The sequence below is a fragment of the Pseudomonas syringae group sp. J254-4 genome (assembly GCF_032586855.1).
Classification (GTDB): Bacteria; Pseudomonadota; Gammaproteobacteria; order Pseudomonadales; family Pseudomonadaceae; genus Aquipseudomonas; species Aquipseudomonas amygdali.
In genome coordinates, this window is the sequence record NZ_JAWHOO010000010.1 from 86,880 (window position 1) to 102,989 (window position 16,110).

Sequence of the window (16,110 nt, forward strand, 5' to 3'; positions counted from 1 at the left end):
CCATGACCCGAATTCTGGCAATCGAAGATGATGCCATCACAGCAAAGGAAATCGTGACCGAGCTCAGCAACCACGGACTGGAAGTGGACTGGGTGGACAACGGCCGTGACGGTCTTGCACGTGCAGTGAGCGGAGACTATGACTTGATTACTCTGGACCGCATGCTTCCGGAGATGGATGGTCTGACCATCGTCACCCACCTGCGCGCCCAGGGTATCTCCACGCCGATCTTGATGATCAGCGCCCTTTCCGACGTGGACGAGCGGGTGCGCGGGCTGCGCGCAGGCGGTGATGACTATCTGCCCAAACCGTTTGCTTCCGACGAAATGGCAGCACGTGTCGAAGTGCTCCTGCGCCGCAGCAACCCGGTCAGCGCGGGCAAGACCGTGCTGCAGGTCGCTGATCTGGAACTGAACCTGATCAGCCGCGAAGCCTGCCGTGGTGGTGAGCCGCTGACCCTGCTGCCCACCGAGTTCAAGCTGCTGGAATTCCTGATGCGCAACAGCGGCCAGATCATCACCCGCATGATGATTTTCCAGGAAGTCTGGGGCTATCACTTTGATCCGGGTACCAATTTGATCGACGTACACATTGGCCGTCTGCGCAAGAAGATAGACCAACCTGGCACCGCACAGCTGATCCAGACCGTGCGAGGTTCAGGTTATGTTATTGCCGAACCCGTCTAAGGGCTGGCGATCTTCAACAAGCCGATTACTGGCGCTATACAGTTCCTTGTTCGTCGCCTGGAGCGTGATGCTGCTGGGCGTTCTCTACTGGGAGGTCAACTCCTACCTGGATAACCTCGCCCGCCAGTCACTCACTCACCGCCAGCAGCTGTTTTCGCGCTTTGAAGGTCAGGCACTGGTTGACGCTCTGGCCACCAGCATGACCTTCGATACGCGCGCAGTGGACGCCTACGGCCTGTTCGACCGAAACTTTCGCCCCGTGGCAGGCCCTATCACCCGCGTGCCGAAAAACCTGCCCATCGACGGCCAGATCCATGTACTGAGCGACTGCATCGAATCGGATGACCCGGGCCTGCCGCAAGGCAGCTGTGATGCGATAGTCAACCGAACGTCCGACGGGCGCTGGCTGGTACTGGTGCGCGAGAATGGCTCGTTGCTTGCCGTCAGCACCCTGATCCTGCACGCCTTGCTGTGGGGCATCTCTCTGACCATTATTCCCGGGGTCGCCGGTTGGCATTTGCTGCGCCGCCGACCGTTGCGCCGCATACGCGCCATTCAGGCCAGCGCCGAATCAATCATCGCCGGCGACATGGCCGGTCGCCTGCCGGTCTCGAACAGGCGCGATGAGCTGGACATGCTGGCGGTGATCGTCAACGCCATGCTCGACCGTATCGAAAAGCTCATGAACGAGGTCAAGGGCGTCTGCGACAATATCGCCCATGACCTGCGCACGCCACTGACCCGGCTGCGCGCCCAGCTTTATCGCATTCAGCAGCAATCAGCGCACGATTCGCCCCACTCCACCCAGATTGCCCAGGTAATCAGTGAAGCAGACACGCTGATGGCGCGTTTTCGTGGGCTGCTGCGCATTTCGGAACTGGAAGACCGTCAGCGACGCTCAGCCTTCGTAGAACTAGAGCTGCAGCCACTGCTGCAGGAACTGCATGATTTCTACCTGCCGCTGGCCGAAGAAGACCAGATCACCCTGTTGCTGGACCTGCACGACACGTTACCCACACTGGTAGGCGACCGAGCCCTGCTGTTTGAAGCGCTGACCAACCTGCTGGGAAATGCAATCAAGTTCACCCCTTCCGGCGGGATTGTGAAAATCAGCGCCTACCCCTCCAGCGACGGCCTCACGCCATGCATCGAAGTACAGGACTCCGGGCCCGGCATCCCCGTCGCCGAGCGCGCAGCCGTCTTCCAGCGCTTCTATCGCAGCGAAACCGGCACTGAACAGAGCGGTTTCGGGCTCGGTCTCTCCGTAGTCGCCGCCATCGTCAATCTGCATGGTTTTACGCTGCAGATAGGCATCAGCGAATACGGCGGCGCAAGCTTGTTGCTGGAATGTCGCACCGTAAACACCCTCGCCTGAGATTCAGTCACAACCCCCTTCCGTAAAACGCTGCGCGCCTGCTTTTTGACGAGCTTGAAGCGTCTGCCTCAATGCTTCCAGAGCTTTCGATAGTTATCTGGCGCAGTCTGCCAAGCGCTAAATTGTAACAATATGTTTCAAAAAACGACACAGCTTGACCGTTTCAGCGCTCACAAGTTCCACTCAATAAATGCGCTTTTCTGGCTTTATATGACGGTTTTCCCCGAATAAATCACCCCATCGAGCAGATGGGAGTTCTTCGCCTCACAGGCAAAATGTGAACGAATAGACATTTTTATGACGTCAGCGTCTTGTCGCTGCGCTGGCACTGCGCTATCTATAACCGGGCAAACGAGGTACCTGCTGCACCGCTTGGCTGCACCCAAAATAATAACTCACCGGATTTCGCCACTAACAAGGCGAGGCTTTGACATGGCTGCCAGAGCAGAGAACGCTGTACTAATTAGTTGGATCAACATCGGCTGGGAGGCTGTTATGGGCGCACAATCAAAGATTTTAAGCGTAGGTCAGTACAAGGTTTACACCGAGACTTACTGGAAAGGCAGCGAGGCCAAGACCATCTTGCTGGTCAACGGTGCGTTATCGACCACCGGCTCTTTCGGGCAGACCGTCAAGTACCTGCAACCGCACTACAACCTTGTACTATTCGACCTGCCGTTTTCGGGGCAATCCCGAGCCCACAACCCGGACGACATGATTGTCAGCAAGGAAGATGAAGTAAATATCCTGCTGCAGTTGATCGACCTCTACCAGGTGAACCACCTGCTGTCGGTGTCCTGGGGCGGTGTATCGGCGCTGCTGGCCCTTGCCGAATGCCCGCCATCCGTGGAAAAGGCGATCATCAGTTCGTTCTCGCCGGTCCTCAACGAGGCCATGCTCGACTACATCGACAACGCCCAGATCTACCTGGCCGCCCGCGAGAAGCGCAAGATCGGCTCACTGCTCAATGACACCGTGGGCAAGTACCTGCCGCGTCTGTTCAAACTCTATAACTACAAGCACCTGATCAGCCTTGCCGAACACGAATATCGCCAGATCGACTTTCACATTAGCCAGATTCGTAAACTAAGCGCCACTAACTATGTCGAGCGTTTCTCCTCGATCAAGATTCCGGTGCTGTTCATCAACGGTGAAAAAGATGAGTACACCACCGTTGAAGATGCGCGGATGTTTTCCAACTACATCGCCAAAAGCAGTTTCAACGTAGTTCCGGACACCGGGCATTTTCTGGACCTTGAGAGCAAGGCGGCGTGGCACCACTCGCAACGCACCGCACTGACTTTCCTGGGCACTGAAGCCACTCAACAGGTATGGCCAAGCGTCACCGCGATGGCCTGAAGCACGCTCGCCTGCGCCCGGGAAGCCGTTCAGCTTTTCCGGCGTGACGCAGTGATTCACCGGTGTTGGTTTCTTTGATCGGGCAGTGCTATTCGTTGATGACTTTTCCTTTTGCAACGCGTTTGCGTTGGTACTGCCGTGCTACCGGAAATGTCCGGCCATCGCACTTCATACCTGTTCAGCCCGGCCTGGTGCTGGGGTTCATTTCACTGCTCTCGCTCAGCGCTTGCTCCGCAGGAAAACCTGCGGAAAAGGCGCTGGTGCGAGTCGAGGTGCAGCCAGTTGCCTTGGTGGACGTCTCAAGCAGTGTGACGCTGACAGGCGATATCCAGGCGCGCAAGGTGACCGAGCAAGCGTTTCGCGTGTCGGGCAAGCTGATCAAACGCTATGTCGATGTCGGGGACCGCGTGCGTGCCGGGCAAGTGCTTGCCAGGCTGGACCCGCAAGAACAGAAGAACGAACTGGCGTCGGCCAATGCCGAAGTGGCCATACGACAGTCGCGTTTATACCTAGCCGAACAGAATTACCAGCGTCAGCAAGTGCTGCTGCCCAAGGGCTATACCAACCTCAGTGAATACCAGAAGGCACACTCCGGCCTTGCGAGTGCGCGTGCTGAATTGGCAGCGCTGCAAGCTCAACAGGCCAACGCACGTGATCAAGTCGGTTACACCGAACTGCTCGCAGTAGCCGATGGCGTCATCACTGCACGGCACGCCGAAGAAGGTCAGGTGGTCCAAGCCGCCGCGCCGGTGTTCAGTGTTGCTCACGATGGCGAACGCGAAGCGGTATTTTCCGTGTATGAATCGCTGCTGCGCTCCGATCAGACAGGCACCACGGTGATCATCAGCCCTATTGCTCAGCAGAGCATTCAGTTGACCGGCATCATCAGGGAAATCACGCCCATCGTTTCCGCCGCAAACGGCACGTTGCGAGTGCGCGTTGCGCTGCCGAAAGTCGCCGCTGCGCCTGCGCTCGGCTCAGTGGTCAGCGCCCGCCTGCAGGTTCGGTCGCAACGGGCGTTCGCCCTGCCCTGGTCAGCGCTGAGCCGCACCAAGGGTCAACCGGCAGTCTGGCAGGTGGACGCTCAGGCCAGGGTCAAGCTGACGCGGGTCAATGTGCTGCGCTATGAACAAGGTCAAGTGATCGTTTCAGAGGGGCTGTCCGAGGGCGATCGGGTGGTTTCCCGCGGGCTGCAGTTTCTCTATCCGGGGCAACAGGTCGAGGTGGCCGAAGTGATGACTGCCGGCGTCAACGGCATGCAGTCCGGACAGAAAGTACGCATGCAGCGAGAGGTCAGTTTGTGAGGGAACGCTTCAATCTGTCGGCCTGGGGGCTCAGGCATCGCACGCTGGTCTGGTACATGATGTTCGTTTCACTGCTGATGGGCAGTTGGTCGTTTCTGAATCTGGGCCGCGAGGAAGACCCTTCCTTTGCCATCAAGACCATGGTCATTCAGGCGCGTTGGCCGGGTGCGACGCTACCCGACACCTTGCAACAGGTTACCGACCGGCTGGAAAAGAAGCTCGAAGAAATCGACGCGCTGGATTACGTGAAAAGCTACACACTGGCCGGCGAATCGACGCTTTTTGTCTTTCTCAAAAGCGAGACCCGCAGCGCCGATATTCCGGCAGCGTGGTATCAGGTGCGCAAGAAGATCAGCGATGTACGCAGCGAATTGCCCAGCGGCATTCAGAGCCCTGCATTCAACGATGAGTTTGGTGACGTGTTCGGCAGTATCTATGCGTTCACCGCTGATGGACTGTCCTTTCGCCAGTTGCGCGATTACGTCGAACAGGTACGCGCCGACATCCGCAGCGTACCCAACCTGGGCAAGATCGAGCTGCTCGGCGCCCAGCGCGAAGTCATTTATCTGAATTTCTCGATCCGTAAGCTTGCGGCGCTGGGCATCGATCAGCGCCAGGTGCTGCAAAGCCTGCAAGCGCAAAACTCGGTAACGCCTGCTGGGGTGATTGAGGCAGGCCCGGAACGCATTGCGGTGCGCGCCAGCGGTCAGTTCAGCAGTGAAAAGGACCTTGAGGCCGTCAACCTGCGCTTCGGCGAGCGGTTCTTTCGCCTCAGCGATCTGGCGACCATCGAACGCCGCTACGCCGACCCGCCCTCCTCGCTGTTCCGTTTCAATGGCCAACCGGCCATCGGGCTTGCGGTGGCCATGAAACAAGGCGGCAACATTCAGGCATTCGGTACGCAGTTGCAGCAGCGCATCGACCAGCTGACCACCGAGCTGCCATTGGGCATCGGCGTGCATCTGGTGTCCAGCCAGGCCGACGTGGTTGAAAAAGCTATCGGCGGCTTCACCCATGCACTCTTTGAAGCGATCCTGATTGTGTTGGTCGTGAGCTTCATCAGCCTCGGCATTCGCGCAGGTCTGGTGGTGGCCTGTTCGATTCCGCTGGTGCTGGCGCTGGTCTTCGTGTTCATGGAGTACAGCGGCATCACCATGCAGCGCATCTCGTTGGGCGCGCTGATCATCGCCCTGGGCCTGTTGGTGGATGACGCAATGATTACCGTCGAAATGATGGTGACCCGCCTGGAAAGCGGCGATTCGTTACCGCAGGCCGCGACCTTTGCCTATACCTCGACCGCCTTCCCGATGCTGACCGGCACGCTGGTGACGGTTGCCGGTTTCGTGCCCATCGGCCTGAATTCCAGTTCAGCGGGCGAATATGTGTTCACCATGTTCGCGGTCATCGCCGTGGCCCTGCTGCTGTCCTGGCTGGTGGCGGTGCTGTTTGCGCCGCTGATTGGCGTGCACATTCTAAAGGCGTCGGCGCCGCATGCCGCGCCGGGGCGCTGGATGCGCGGCTTCAGCGGCCTGCTGGTCAAGACACTGGAGCACCGCTGGTGGGTAATCGGCATCACACTACTGATGTTCATCGCCTCGCTGTTTGCGGCCAGGCTGCTGCAGAACCAGTTCTTTCCGGACTCCGACCGCCCGGAAATCCTGGTGGATATCTATATGCCGCAAAACGGCTCCATCGAAGGCACACGCCAGACCATGGATCGCTTTGAAGCCACGCTCAAGGACGATCCCGATGTGTTGCGCTGGAGTTCCTATGTGGGCAAAGGTGCGGTGCGTTTCTACCTGCCGCTGGACCAGCAACTGAGCAATCCCTTTTATGGGCAGCTGGTGATCGTCAGCCAGGGCGGCGCAGCGCGTGATCGTCTGATCGAGCGTCTGCGCCAGCGCTTTCGTGACGATTATGTCGGGGTGGGCGGCTACGTCCAGCCACTGAACATGGGGCCGCCAGTGGGCTGGCCGGTGCAATACCGGGTAAGCGGCCCGGACATCGAACAGGTGCGCAGCCAGGCGATGGCACTGGCGGCCATCCTCGACGCCAACCCGAACATCGGCCAGGTCATCTATGACTGGAACGAGCCGGGCAAAGTACTGAAGATTGATATCGCGCAGGACAAGGTGCGTCAATTCGGCCTGTCTTCGGAAGACGTGGCGCAAATTCTCAACAGCATGGTCAGCGGAACGACCATCACGCAGGTGCGCGACAGTACCTACCTGATCGACCTGGTCGCGCGCGCAGAAAACGATGAGCGCAACTCGGTACAAAGCCTCGGCAACCTGCAGATCCCGACACCCAATGGTGCGAGCGTGCCGCTGCTGGCGTTCGCCACGCTCAGTTACGAGCAGGAACAGCCGCTGGTCTGGCGTCGCGACCGGCTGGCGACCATCACCCTGAAAGCCAGCGTGCTCGGAAAATTGCAACCGGCCGCGCTGGTCAGGCAATTGAAACCGGAAGTCGACGCCTTCAGCGCGCGCCTGCCACTGCGTTATTCGCTGGCTACTGGTGGCGCGGTCGAGGCCAGCGCCCGCTCGCAAGGGCCCATATTGAAGGTCGTGCCACTGATGTTGCTGCTGGTGGTGAGCTTTTTGATGATCCAGCTGCACAGTGTCAAAAAGCTTCTGCTAGTGGTCAGCGTGGTGCCGCTCGGGCTGATTGGCGTGGTCGCAGCGTTATTGATATCCGGCTATCCGCTGGGCTTCGTCGCGATTCTTGGTGTGCTGGCGCTGATCGGCATCATTATTCGCAACTCGGTGATTCTGGTCACACAGATCGACGAGTTCATCGCTGCCGGTGAGAGTGCCTGGACATCGGTGGTCAAGGCCACCGAACATCGCTGCCGGCCGATTCTGCTGACCGCAGCAGCTGCAAGCCTGGGCATGATCCCGATTGCCCGCGAGGTGTTCTGGGGCCCGATGGCGATCGCCATGATCGGCGGTATCGCCATTGCCACCTTGCTGACATTGTTTTTTCTGCCTGCGCTGTATGTGGTCAGCTACAGGATCAGGCCGCCTGCGGCTTAGCGGGTCAGATTTCGATTGGCAGAAAATCAAACAACGCCTGAGGAGCCTCGACCAGCAACATGTTTTTGAGCGGTTCCGGACATTCAAGCGCCCGGAACTGCTCGACCACACTGGCGTAACTGACTTCTTGTTCATGCTGGGTGTGTGGCCAGTCGCTGCCCCATACCAACCGGCGCGGACCAAAGCTTTGCAGCAGCAGCGGCAATGCAGCGTGGGCAAACGCCGCATTCTGCTCGGCACTGCCGCCCAGTCGATAAATTGCCGAGACTTTCATCCACAGCTGCCCGCTCAGGCCCAATTCCAGCAATGCCTGGAACGCCGGGTCATCAATACCAAGGCGCGCATCGGGTCGACCAAAATGGTCGATCACAATCTTGCAACCGAATGGTAGCAACTGCCGGATCAGCCCCGGCAAGTCGGCAACCTCACGGTGCAGTTCAATATGCCAGCCAAGGGTCCAGACGTTCTTGAACAACGACTTCCATTCAGGTGCCGTGAAGTCAGGCAACGCCCTGCCGATGAGGTTCAGGCGAATACCGACAATGCCCAGCCCGGCCATACGCTGCAAGGCGCCACGGCTGATATCGGTATCAACCACTGCCACACCGCGCAACCGATCAGGGGCCTGTGCCAGAGCGTCGAACAGGAACCGGTTATCGGTACCCAGAAAACTGGGCTGCACCAGTACGCCATGACTCAAACCATGTTCGTGCAGGTGGGCCAGATACGCTTGCACAGTGGCATCGTAGTCCGGGCTGTAACGTCGTCCTGACGTCAGACTCAAATCCTTGCTGAAGACATGAGCATGGGCATCAATGCCCAGGATTGGCGTGGTGGGGTCGGTCATGAGTTCATCTGTAAGTCAACGCGGTGCTGTAACACCGCGGGTGAAAGGATATTCAAGCCTGCTGCGCCGCGCCCTTATCCAGCGGGTCTGCAGCAACCGGCGTGGCCTCAAGATTGCGCCCACGGGTTTCCGGCAGGCAGAAAGCAGCCACCATCGCCACGCCATAGGCAATACCGGCATCGATGCCGATGGCAGTGCCCAGCGACATCGATTCGCTCATATGGCCCACCAGAAACGGGAACACCGCCGACAATACGCGCCCGAAGTTGTAGCAGAAGCCAACCCCTGCCCCACGTACGTCTGCCGGGTACAACTCGTTGAAAAACGAACCCAGGCTGGCCGGAATGCCAGCGGCGAAGAACCCCAGCGGAAAGCCGAGAAACAGCATTTGCGTGTTACTCAACGGCAGCATCAGATAGCACTGCACCGTGACCACGCAGCACAGCGCGAACAGCATGATGTTCTTGCGTCGGCCAATGCGGTCGATCAACAGACCGCTGCATACGCAACCGCACCAGAATGCAACGATAATGACCGCCAGATAGCCGCCGGAACTGAGCACTGACAGGTTACGTTCGGTTTTCAGAAAGGTGGGCAGCCACGTCATGACCGCGTGATAACCGCCGTGCGCACCAAGGCCAAGCAAGCCGCCGAGCAAGGTGACGCGCAATAATTCGGGGCGAAAGATTCCGGCCATAGACTTGAAGAAATTGCCCTTCGGCGCAGCGTTTTTCTGCATGCGCTGGAAGCTGTCCGGCTCCTCGACGTTGCGGCGCACCCAGATAATCATCAGTGCTGGCAGCAGGCCGACGAAAAACATTACCCGCCAGGCAATATCCTCCGGCACAAACGAATAGATCAGGGTAAACAGCACCACCGCCAGCCCCCAGCCGACAGCCCAAGCGCTTTGCACCGTTGCCATGACCTTGCCGCGGTAACGCGACTGGATCGTTTCGGCCATCAACACCGCGCCCGCCGCCCACTCACCGCCGATGCCGAAGCCCTGCAGCGCCTTGATGATCAGCAACTGATTGAAGCCGGTCACGAAGGCAGACAGAAAGGTAAAGAAGGAAAACCACAGGATCATCCATTGCAACGTGCGAACCCGGCCATAACGGTCGGACAACGTTCCGCCGACCCAGCCACCCAGTGCCGACGTCACCAGCGTCACGGCGCTGATCAGCCCTGCGTCGCCTTTGGTCAGGGCAAAGGCGGCAATCAAGGCTGGAATGGCCAGACCGAACATCTGCACTTCCAGGGCGTCCAGCGACCAGCCGCCGAAACAGGCCCAGAAGGTCTTGCGCTCCTTGGGAGTGACTTCGCGATACCAGTTGAACATGGCTTCGTATCCTTATGAGCGTTGAATGAGTCGGGGTGATTGCAGTGCGATCAGCGAATTTCCACGCTGTAGCGGAAATGGCTGGCGTGCCCTCGTGAACGTCGCCACTCCAAAGGTTCACCGGCGTAATTGCGCGCCAGTCGTTCGATGACCACTACCGGGCTGCCGACCGAAACCTGCAGCAACCGACCGTACACATCGTTGACCGCTTCAGCCGTCAGGCTCTCTTGCGCATAAGCCACAACCTGACCGCAGGCCTCCTCATAGATCGGATAAAGCAACGGCCCCTGGGTATCGAGGTCCAGATCCAGCAACGCCTGGAAGCGCATCCGAGGCAGCCAGATTTCTTCAGCCAGCACCGGTTGACCATCCAGCAAGCGCAGCCGGATCATCCGAATGACCGGCGCACCGGACACCAGGCCCAGTGCCTGGCTGACCGATGAAGGCGCTGCCACAGGCTCTATCGATAAAATTCGGCTTTCCGGTACACGGCGCTCACCCGCTTCGGTCTGAAAACGGAAAAAACGGAACAGTGACGACTGAAACCGGGCACGCCGAATAAACGTGCCACGCCCCTGCTGGCGCTCCAGAACGTTGTCGCTTACGAGCAGATCAATGGCCTTGCGCACGGTGCCTGTGGACAGGCAATACTCAGCGGACAGCGCCGCTTCAGTAGGAATGGCTTCGCCCGGACGCCAACGATTATTGGCAATCTGTTCGGCCAGACTGTCGCGCAGACGTTGATAAAGCGGAAGGCGTTCGTCGCTGGAGAGCTTGTTCATTGTTGTAGTTATCCAGTCATATATATGAATATTTGAGCGGATTATTGGCACGTCGCCGTTGGGCGTCAAGGGCCGATAGTCAGGACGTCAGATCGGGGATATGAATTCAAAAGGTTTCTTGATGGTGCGGAAATAGCCTTGGTCAACGCTGACGAGCGCGTTGTATGCCGATAATTACATTCACCAAAACCGGAGAAAAGGGCTGAAGAAACTGCTGGGCATCTACCTCAAGCAGGTCATTTTTTAACAGATTGAGAACATCATCTTCCTCAATAAACAGCTCAGCAGGGTCAATGCTGCAAGAAAACAGCAGTGCATCAATCATCTGCTTGCGCTCTCCCACAAGACCCCGGTTCGACTCATGGGTATCGCCTAAATTGAGCACGTTGATACTTGCGCACGCCCGAGGCGTGGTGCCTGCCACCAGACCCGAAAGCTCAAACTGCAGCTCTTTTTCACATTCGATCATCAGCGGCGTAAGCGGCAAAAACTGACGGCCATGAGCCTTGTCACACCGCTTGGCGTTAGTGCAGCTCGCGACAATATTGCCGAAATCCAGAGTGCGACGCGGTGCTAGATGCTGCGCTTCAACATGTTCATTGCAGGCACTGCCTTTCTCGGCAGTGATCCTGCAGCAGCAATAGGCGCACAAACCATGCTGTTCAGTGACACAGGCGTAGCGAATGGCATCCTTGATATCTTCATGCCCCACCAGGTCGGCGTATTTCTTTCCCTTGTTCGCGCGCTTCCATTTTTCCAGCACCGCGAGACTTCCCTTTTCAATCTTTCTCACGGCGCACTTCCAGCTTGCGAATCAGCAGCGAAGCTTTCGCCAGTTCGATGTGATTTGCAGGTAACTCGTCAGCCAACCCTGTGTAGAGAGTACGAGCTTCATCGAGCTCTCCTCTCATCAAAAAGTGCTGCAGTTTATCCAGAGCTGTTTGAATCTCCTCATTTCGAATATCAGTGTCCATGACACTCGACAGCACCTGATTGGCATCAAGACCATAAAGACTGTCCTGCTCACGTAACTCGCCATCGTCCATGACGTACACCAGCACATCCTTGCTGTCGCTGATGACCAACGGCGAATGCGTGGTCAAGAGGAACTGGCAATTGGGGAACGTTGTAGTGAGTTGGGCGATGAGACTGCGTTGCCATTTGGGGTGCAGGTGCAAATCAACTTCGTCGATCAGGACGATGCCATTGCCGTGTAACGGGTTTTCCAGCGCCGGGTTCATCATGGCTAGGCGTCTGGCGATGTCGCCGACGAGCGCCATCATCGATTTTTCGCCCTGGGACAGCTGGGATACGTTTAGCGTCTTACCGTCTTTATCAATAGCCATGTGCAAGCGCGGCTTACGCTTGACGCGCAGTTTTGTGAAGCCTGGCATGAACGCCTCAACCGCAGTTCTGACCGCAGTCAGCTGGCGGTCACGTGAAGAGGCATGCTCCCTGGTCAGCACTTTCCAGAGTTCTGTATCAATCAAGATCTTTTGAGACAGCTCATTCAGCAACTCTGTCGAGATACCCGTTTCATTCTCGCTGTCTTCGCGCTCCCGAAACCACTCGAAAAAGCGGCGAAAATCCACGCCACGCCCCAAGGCGTTGTCGTAGCCGTCGAGTTGATCAAAGGTATGTCTGGCGTGGACTTTGAGCGGTATCTCAATGACAGAGCGCTCGACGGGGTAGAAAGCCAGAAGAGGAAGAGACGTATCACTTTTTTCAGTCAACTTTGAGCGATAGCCATCAGCAAGTCTGTTGAGCTCGCTTAATACTGTGGATGAGGTGGCGTTTCGGCCTTTCCGAGTAGCGGTTATTCCCCATTCAGTTTCAAGTGGATTGATCTCGTCATCCGAAATCAACACATCCTCTATCCGAATGGTAATCGAGGATGTAGCGGCACCGTTCTGAACCATACCCTCATCGATACGACTGCCAGCACCTTTCGGCGTCCTGACTCTCGCTACCAGCCAGCTCAACGATGTAGCGACAGACTTGAGCAGCGTAGTCTTCCCCGCTCCATTATTGCCAACCAGCACGGTCACCTTCGACGCATGTCTTTCGGTAGGCGCCAGAGCGACTTCAAGATCGCTGAAACGCCCCACATTAACGAGCCTGAAGCTTTTGATTTCCATGAAGGTCCCTGAGGGGATTGATCCAGAACACAATGACGGTCGGCATTATGGCACTCCTGCACGCTCCGTGAAGACCTCGCCATAAAACGACTTACATCAAATCATCATTCCCGGAAATATCCTGTATCAACTCGCCGCACCTACTTAATCCGCGACAAAACCGTTAGCCTGCTTGCCATCAGTCAAAAACCCGCCTGACAGATGCGCCTCGCGTGTCTGCCAGGTTTACGCTCAAGCGAGAATCTTCATGCCCAACTCGTCCCACGCGGCGCACAAAGCCGTGAGCATGACCCCGGCCATGGTCATGCTGTTTGCCTTCTGCTGCGGCGCGATTGTCGCCAACATCTACTATGCGCAGCCGATCATCGAGCTGATTGCCCCGGACATCGGGCTGTCGAGTACGGCCGCCAGTCTGATCGTTTCGTTAACGCAGATCGGTTATGCGCTGGGCTTGTTCTTTCTGGTGCCACTGGGGGATCTGCTGGAGAACCGCAGGCTGATGCTGATCACCACTGCGGTTGCGGTGCTCAGCCTGCTGAGCGCTGCGTTTGCCGAGCAGCCGAATCTGTTTCTGCTGGTGTCGCTGCTGGTGGGTTTCAGTTCGGTGTCGGTGCAGATGCTGATCCCGCTGGCGGCGCACCTGGCGCCGGAGGAATCCCGCGGCCGGGTGGTGGGCGGAATCATGGGCGGGCTGTTGCTGGGGATTTTGCTGGCGCGGCCGATTGCCAGTCTGGTGGCTGACCATTTCGGCTGGCGCGCAGTGTTCGGGGCGGCCGTCGTGGTGATGATCGGCATCAGTGTGGTACTCGCCACCACCATGCCCAAACGCGTTCCGGATCATCGTGCATCCTACGGCCAGTTGCTGTTCTCGCTCTGGACGCTCTTGCGCACCCAGCCGGTGCTGCGCCAGCGGGCCTTTTATCAAGCGTGCATGTTCGCAACGTTCAGCCTGTTCTGGACCGCCGTGCCTCTGGAGCTGTCACGCAATCACGGGCTGTCGCAGACCCAGATCGCGATCTTTGCCCTGATCGGCGCAATTGGTGCCATTGCGGCCCCCATCAGCGGCCGTCTGGCAGACGCCGGTTACACCCGCATCGCGTCCTTGGGCGCTCTTCTATTCGGTGCACTGAGCTTTCTTCCGGGGCTTATTCATCCTGCCTACAGCGTGATAGGCCTGGCGGTAACAGGCGTGGTGCTGGATTTCTGCGTGCAGACCAGCATGGTGTTGGGCCAGCGCACCGTCTATGCACTGGATGCCGCGAGCCGCAGCCGGCTCAACGCGCTGTACATGACCAGCATTTTCATCGGCGGCGCGATTGGCTCGGCGGTGGCCAGTCCGTTGTTTGATCATGGCGGCTGGACCTGGGTGCTGATCGCAGGCACGGTGCTGCCACTGACTGCCTTGCTGGCGCTGCTCAGGGATCGATCCAGGCAGAATGCGTAAACGCTGCACTTTGTAACTGATTTGCAGGATAATGCCGCGGCGATGGCATGGCCCATCGCCCTTCTGGCTCTCTCTCGCACCTCAAGGCTCGCGTATCCGGCACCTCTGGATCTGCGCGATTGAACACGGATTGTACAGACGCCTCATCCCAAGGCCCCCACCCGACGATACCGCTGCTCAAGCGTATCGGTATGCATTCCCGCAACCCGAACAAGGCAAAAACAGCAATGGACGCAGCACCACGAACAAGCAAGATTTCCGCGATTCTGGTCAAAATATCGGCAGGCATAGTCTGGATGATCGGGGTCATCTGGAGCATCTTCACCTACCTGTTTCCGGACCCGACCATTCTTGGCCTCAGTGTCGACTTCATCAACTGGAAGACACTGATCATCATTGTCAGCACAGTCATGCTGTTCAGCGGGCTGGGTATCGCCATCCTCGCCAGAAAGCTCCCCTCGTTACTGAAGCTTGGCGTGTGGATGGCGCTGTCACTGTTTCTCTGCGCGGTGTTCTTCAAGTTGGGCGGCGAATACGCAAAGCCTTCGGTGGAGTTCGCCCGCAGTCAGAAACTGTTTACCGAGAATGACAACGCCAACATGTTCGGCAAGCGGTCCGAGACCGTCGACAATCTGAGTATTGAGCTGCTCGACTGTGATCAGAATGGTCAGTCGCCTACCTGCACGCTCGAACTGATCAATAAAAGCGCCGATCGCGACTTTCGCTTTCTGAACCCTGTCAGCCTGTTTGAAGAAACCGGTGGCGCGCTGGGCCTGACACAAATGCATGTTGGCGATGCGAAGTATGATCGCTGGGACAGCTTCCAGCTGATCCGTAACGTGCCAACCAGAGTCACACTGATATTTGAGGCGACCAAGGGTCGACTGAAGAAATCACCCGCCTTGAAACTGACCTTTCGCGACCGCGAGAGCAAGGAAAACGTGCTCAAGTTCAAAGAGGTCAAGGTCAACTAGGTAACCGAGGATCTCGCGTCGCCCCCCCCTCGGACGACGCACGTATTCACTGACGGTTTGACTGCTTCAACCAAGCCGCCAGGTCAATGACCTCGGCTTCGTTGATGCTGTGCCCCAGCCCTTCATACCCATGAAATTGCGGTGTCAGGCCGAGCGACTTCAGCGTGGCTTCGGCTTGCGGGCCGCTGGCGTAGGCCACCTGGCGATCCTGTACCCCGTGACCGATGAAGACGTTCAGGCGCTTGAGATCATCAGAGGCTTTGACCTCGGACTGCACCACCGGCAACAACCGCCCGCTCAACGCAGCAATCCCCCCTACCAGCTTCGGCTGACGCAGGGCGACTTCGTAGCTCATCATCGCGCCCTGACTGAACCCGACCAGAAACACCTTGCCCGGCTGCGTGTGGAACTTGCCGGTGGCCTGGGTGATGAATGCGCTCAGTTGCTTGCCGCTGCTCTTGAGGTCTTCAGTCACGCCATCGTAGTCAGACACGCCCGGTTTCTGGGTGAACCACTTGTAACTGTCAGCGCGCAACTCCATTGGAGCCTGCACCGACAGGTAGTTGTAATCGGCCGGAAGATTTTCCTTGAGCCCGAACAAGTCCGCCGCGTTACTGCCGTAGCCATGAATGAAGATCACCAGCGGCCGGTTCGGGGTTTCGACGTTGGCCTGTGCCAGGTAATCCAGCGGCAGATCAGTGTGCAGGGTGTCCTGCGCCTGCGCCATGCCAGCAATGGCAAACAGCATGGCAGCGAAAAATTTCAGCATCGGTTCATGACCTCTGTTTGACGCTGCCGACAAGCAGCGTCGTGAGTGGGCGTGGAGA

General features: G+C 57.8%; 13 protein-coding genes. 7 read left to right on the forward strand and 6 right to left on the reverse strand.

All coding sequences use genetic code 11. The features are described from left to right. Nucleotides 1–2: 2 nt before the first annotated feature. From RYB09_RS14110 to RYB09_RS14130, 5 genes are all read left to right on the forward strand, one after another. Nucleotides 3–686, forward strand: coding sequence for a response regulator transcription factor (locus tag RYB09_RS14110; RefSeq protein WP_004661386.1), 684 nt, complete (start codon nt 3–5; stop codon nt 684–686). After that, on the forward strand, nt 664–2,061 hold the full coding sequence (locus tag RYB09_RS14115) for a sensor histidine kinase (RefSeq protein WP_058400429.1): 1,398 nt from the start codon (nt 664–666) through the stop codon (nt 2,059–2,061). Before RYB09_RS14110 ends, RYB09_RS14115 begins: the two co-directional genes overlap by 23 nt. A 432-nt stretch (nt 2,062–2,493) precedes the next feature. Then, nucleotides 2,494–3,420, forward strand: a complete 927-nt coding sequence (locus tag RYB09_RS14120; protein WP_058400428.1) for an alpha/beta fold hydrolase — start codon at nt 2,494–2,496, stop codon at nt 3,418–3,420. Between the two features lie 98 nt (nt 3,421–3,518). After that, complete coding sequence (locus RYB09_RS14125) at nt 3,519–4,724, forward strand: efflux RND transporter periplasmic adaptor subunit (RefSeq protein ID WP_080394755.1); 1,206 nt, start codon at nt 3,519–3,521, stop codon at nt 4,722–4,724. Further along, on the forward strand, nt 4,721–7,759 hold the full coding sequence (locus tag RYB09_RS14130) for an efflux RND transporter permease subunit (RefSeq protein ID WP_058407783.1): 3,039 nt from the start codon (nt 4,721–4,723) through the stop codon (nt 7,757–7,759). Before RYB09_RS14125 ends, RYB09_RS14130 begins: the two co-directional genes overlap by 4 nt. Nucleotides 7,760–7,763: 4 nt before the next feature. Here RYB09_RS14130 and RYB09_RS14135 read toward each other — a convergent pair whose 3' ends face one another. The 5 genes from RYB09_RS14135 to RYB09_RS14155 form a co-directional block, all read right to left on the reverse strand. Beyond that, on the reverse strand, nt 7,764–8,606 hold the full coding sequence (locus RYB09_RS14135; RefSeq protein WP_058407784.1) for an amidohydrolase family protein: 843 nt from the start codon (nt 8,604–8,606) through the stop codon (nt 7,764–7,766). A gap of 52 nt (nt 8,607–8,658) precedes the next feature. Continuing rightward, nucleotides 8,659–9,945 (reverse strand): MFS transporter, encoded by a 1,287-nt coding sequence (locus RYB09_RS14140; protein ID WP_058400425.1) that lies wholly within the window; start codon nt 9,943–9,945, stop codon nt 8,659–8,661. Between the two features lie 50 nt (nt 9,946–9,995). After that, a complete protein-coding gene (locus RYB09_RS14145) occupies nt 9,996–10,727 on the reverse strand; it encodes a GntR family transcriptional regulator (RefSeq protein WP_058400424.1) in 732 nt (243 codons plus the stop codon). Nucleotides 10,728–10,869: 142 nt separating this feature from the next. Further along, the gene (locus tag RYB09_RS14150; RefSeq protein WP_058407785.1) at nt 10,870–11,520 is read right to left on the reverse strand and encodes a hypothetical protein; all 651 of its coding nucleotides are present in this window, start codon (nt 11,518–11,520) and stop codon (nt 10,870–10,872) included. Beyond that, nucleotides 11,507–12,865 (reverse strand): AAA family ATPase, encoded by a 1,359-nt coding sequence (locus RYB09_RS14155; protein WP_058407786.1) that lies wholly within the window; start codon nt 12,863–12,865, stop codon nt 11,507–11,509. Before RYB09_RS14155 ends, RYB09_RS14150 begins: the two co-directional genes overlap by 14 nt. Before the next feature lie 247 nt (nt 12,866–13,112). On the opposite strand from RYB09_RS14155, the gene RYB09_RS14160 reads away from it, so the two are divergent. Together RYB09_RS14160 and RYB09_RS14165 are read left to right on the forward strand one after the other, a co-directional pair. Continuing rightward, on the forward strand, nt 13,113–14,309 hold the full coding sequence (locus tag RYB09_RS14160) for an MFS transporter (protein ID WP_316888999.1): 1,197 nt from the start codon (nt 13,113–13,115) through the stop codon (nt 14,307–14,309). A 227-nt stretch (nt 14,310–14,536) separates the two neighbouring features. Next, nucleotides 14,537–15,283 (forward strand): hypothetical protein, encoded by a 747-nt coding sequence (locus RYB09_RS14165; protein ID WP_003435958.1) that lies wholly within the window; start codon nt 14,537–14,539, stop codon nt 15,281–15,283. Between the two features lie 46 nt (nt 15,284–15,329). Here RYB09_RS14165 and RYB09_RS14170 read toward each other — a convergent pair whose 3' ends face one another. Beyond that, entirely contained in the window at nt 15,330–16,052 is a 723-nt protein-coding gene (locus RYB09_RS14170) for an alpha/beta hydrolase (RefSeq protein WP_058407788.1), read from the reverse strand. Nucleotides 16,053–16,110: the final 58 nt, after the last annotated feature.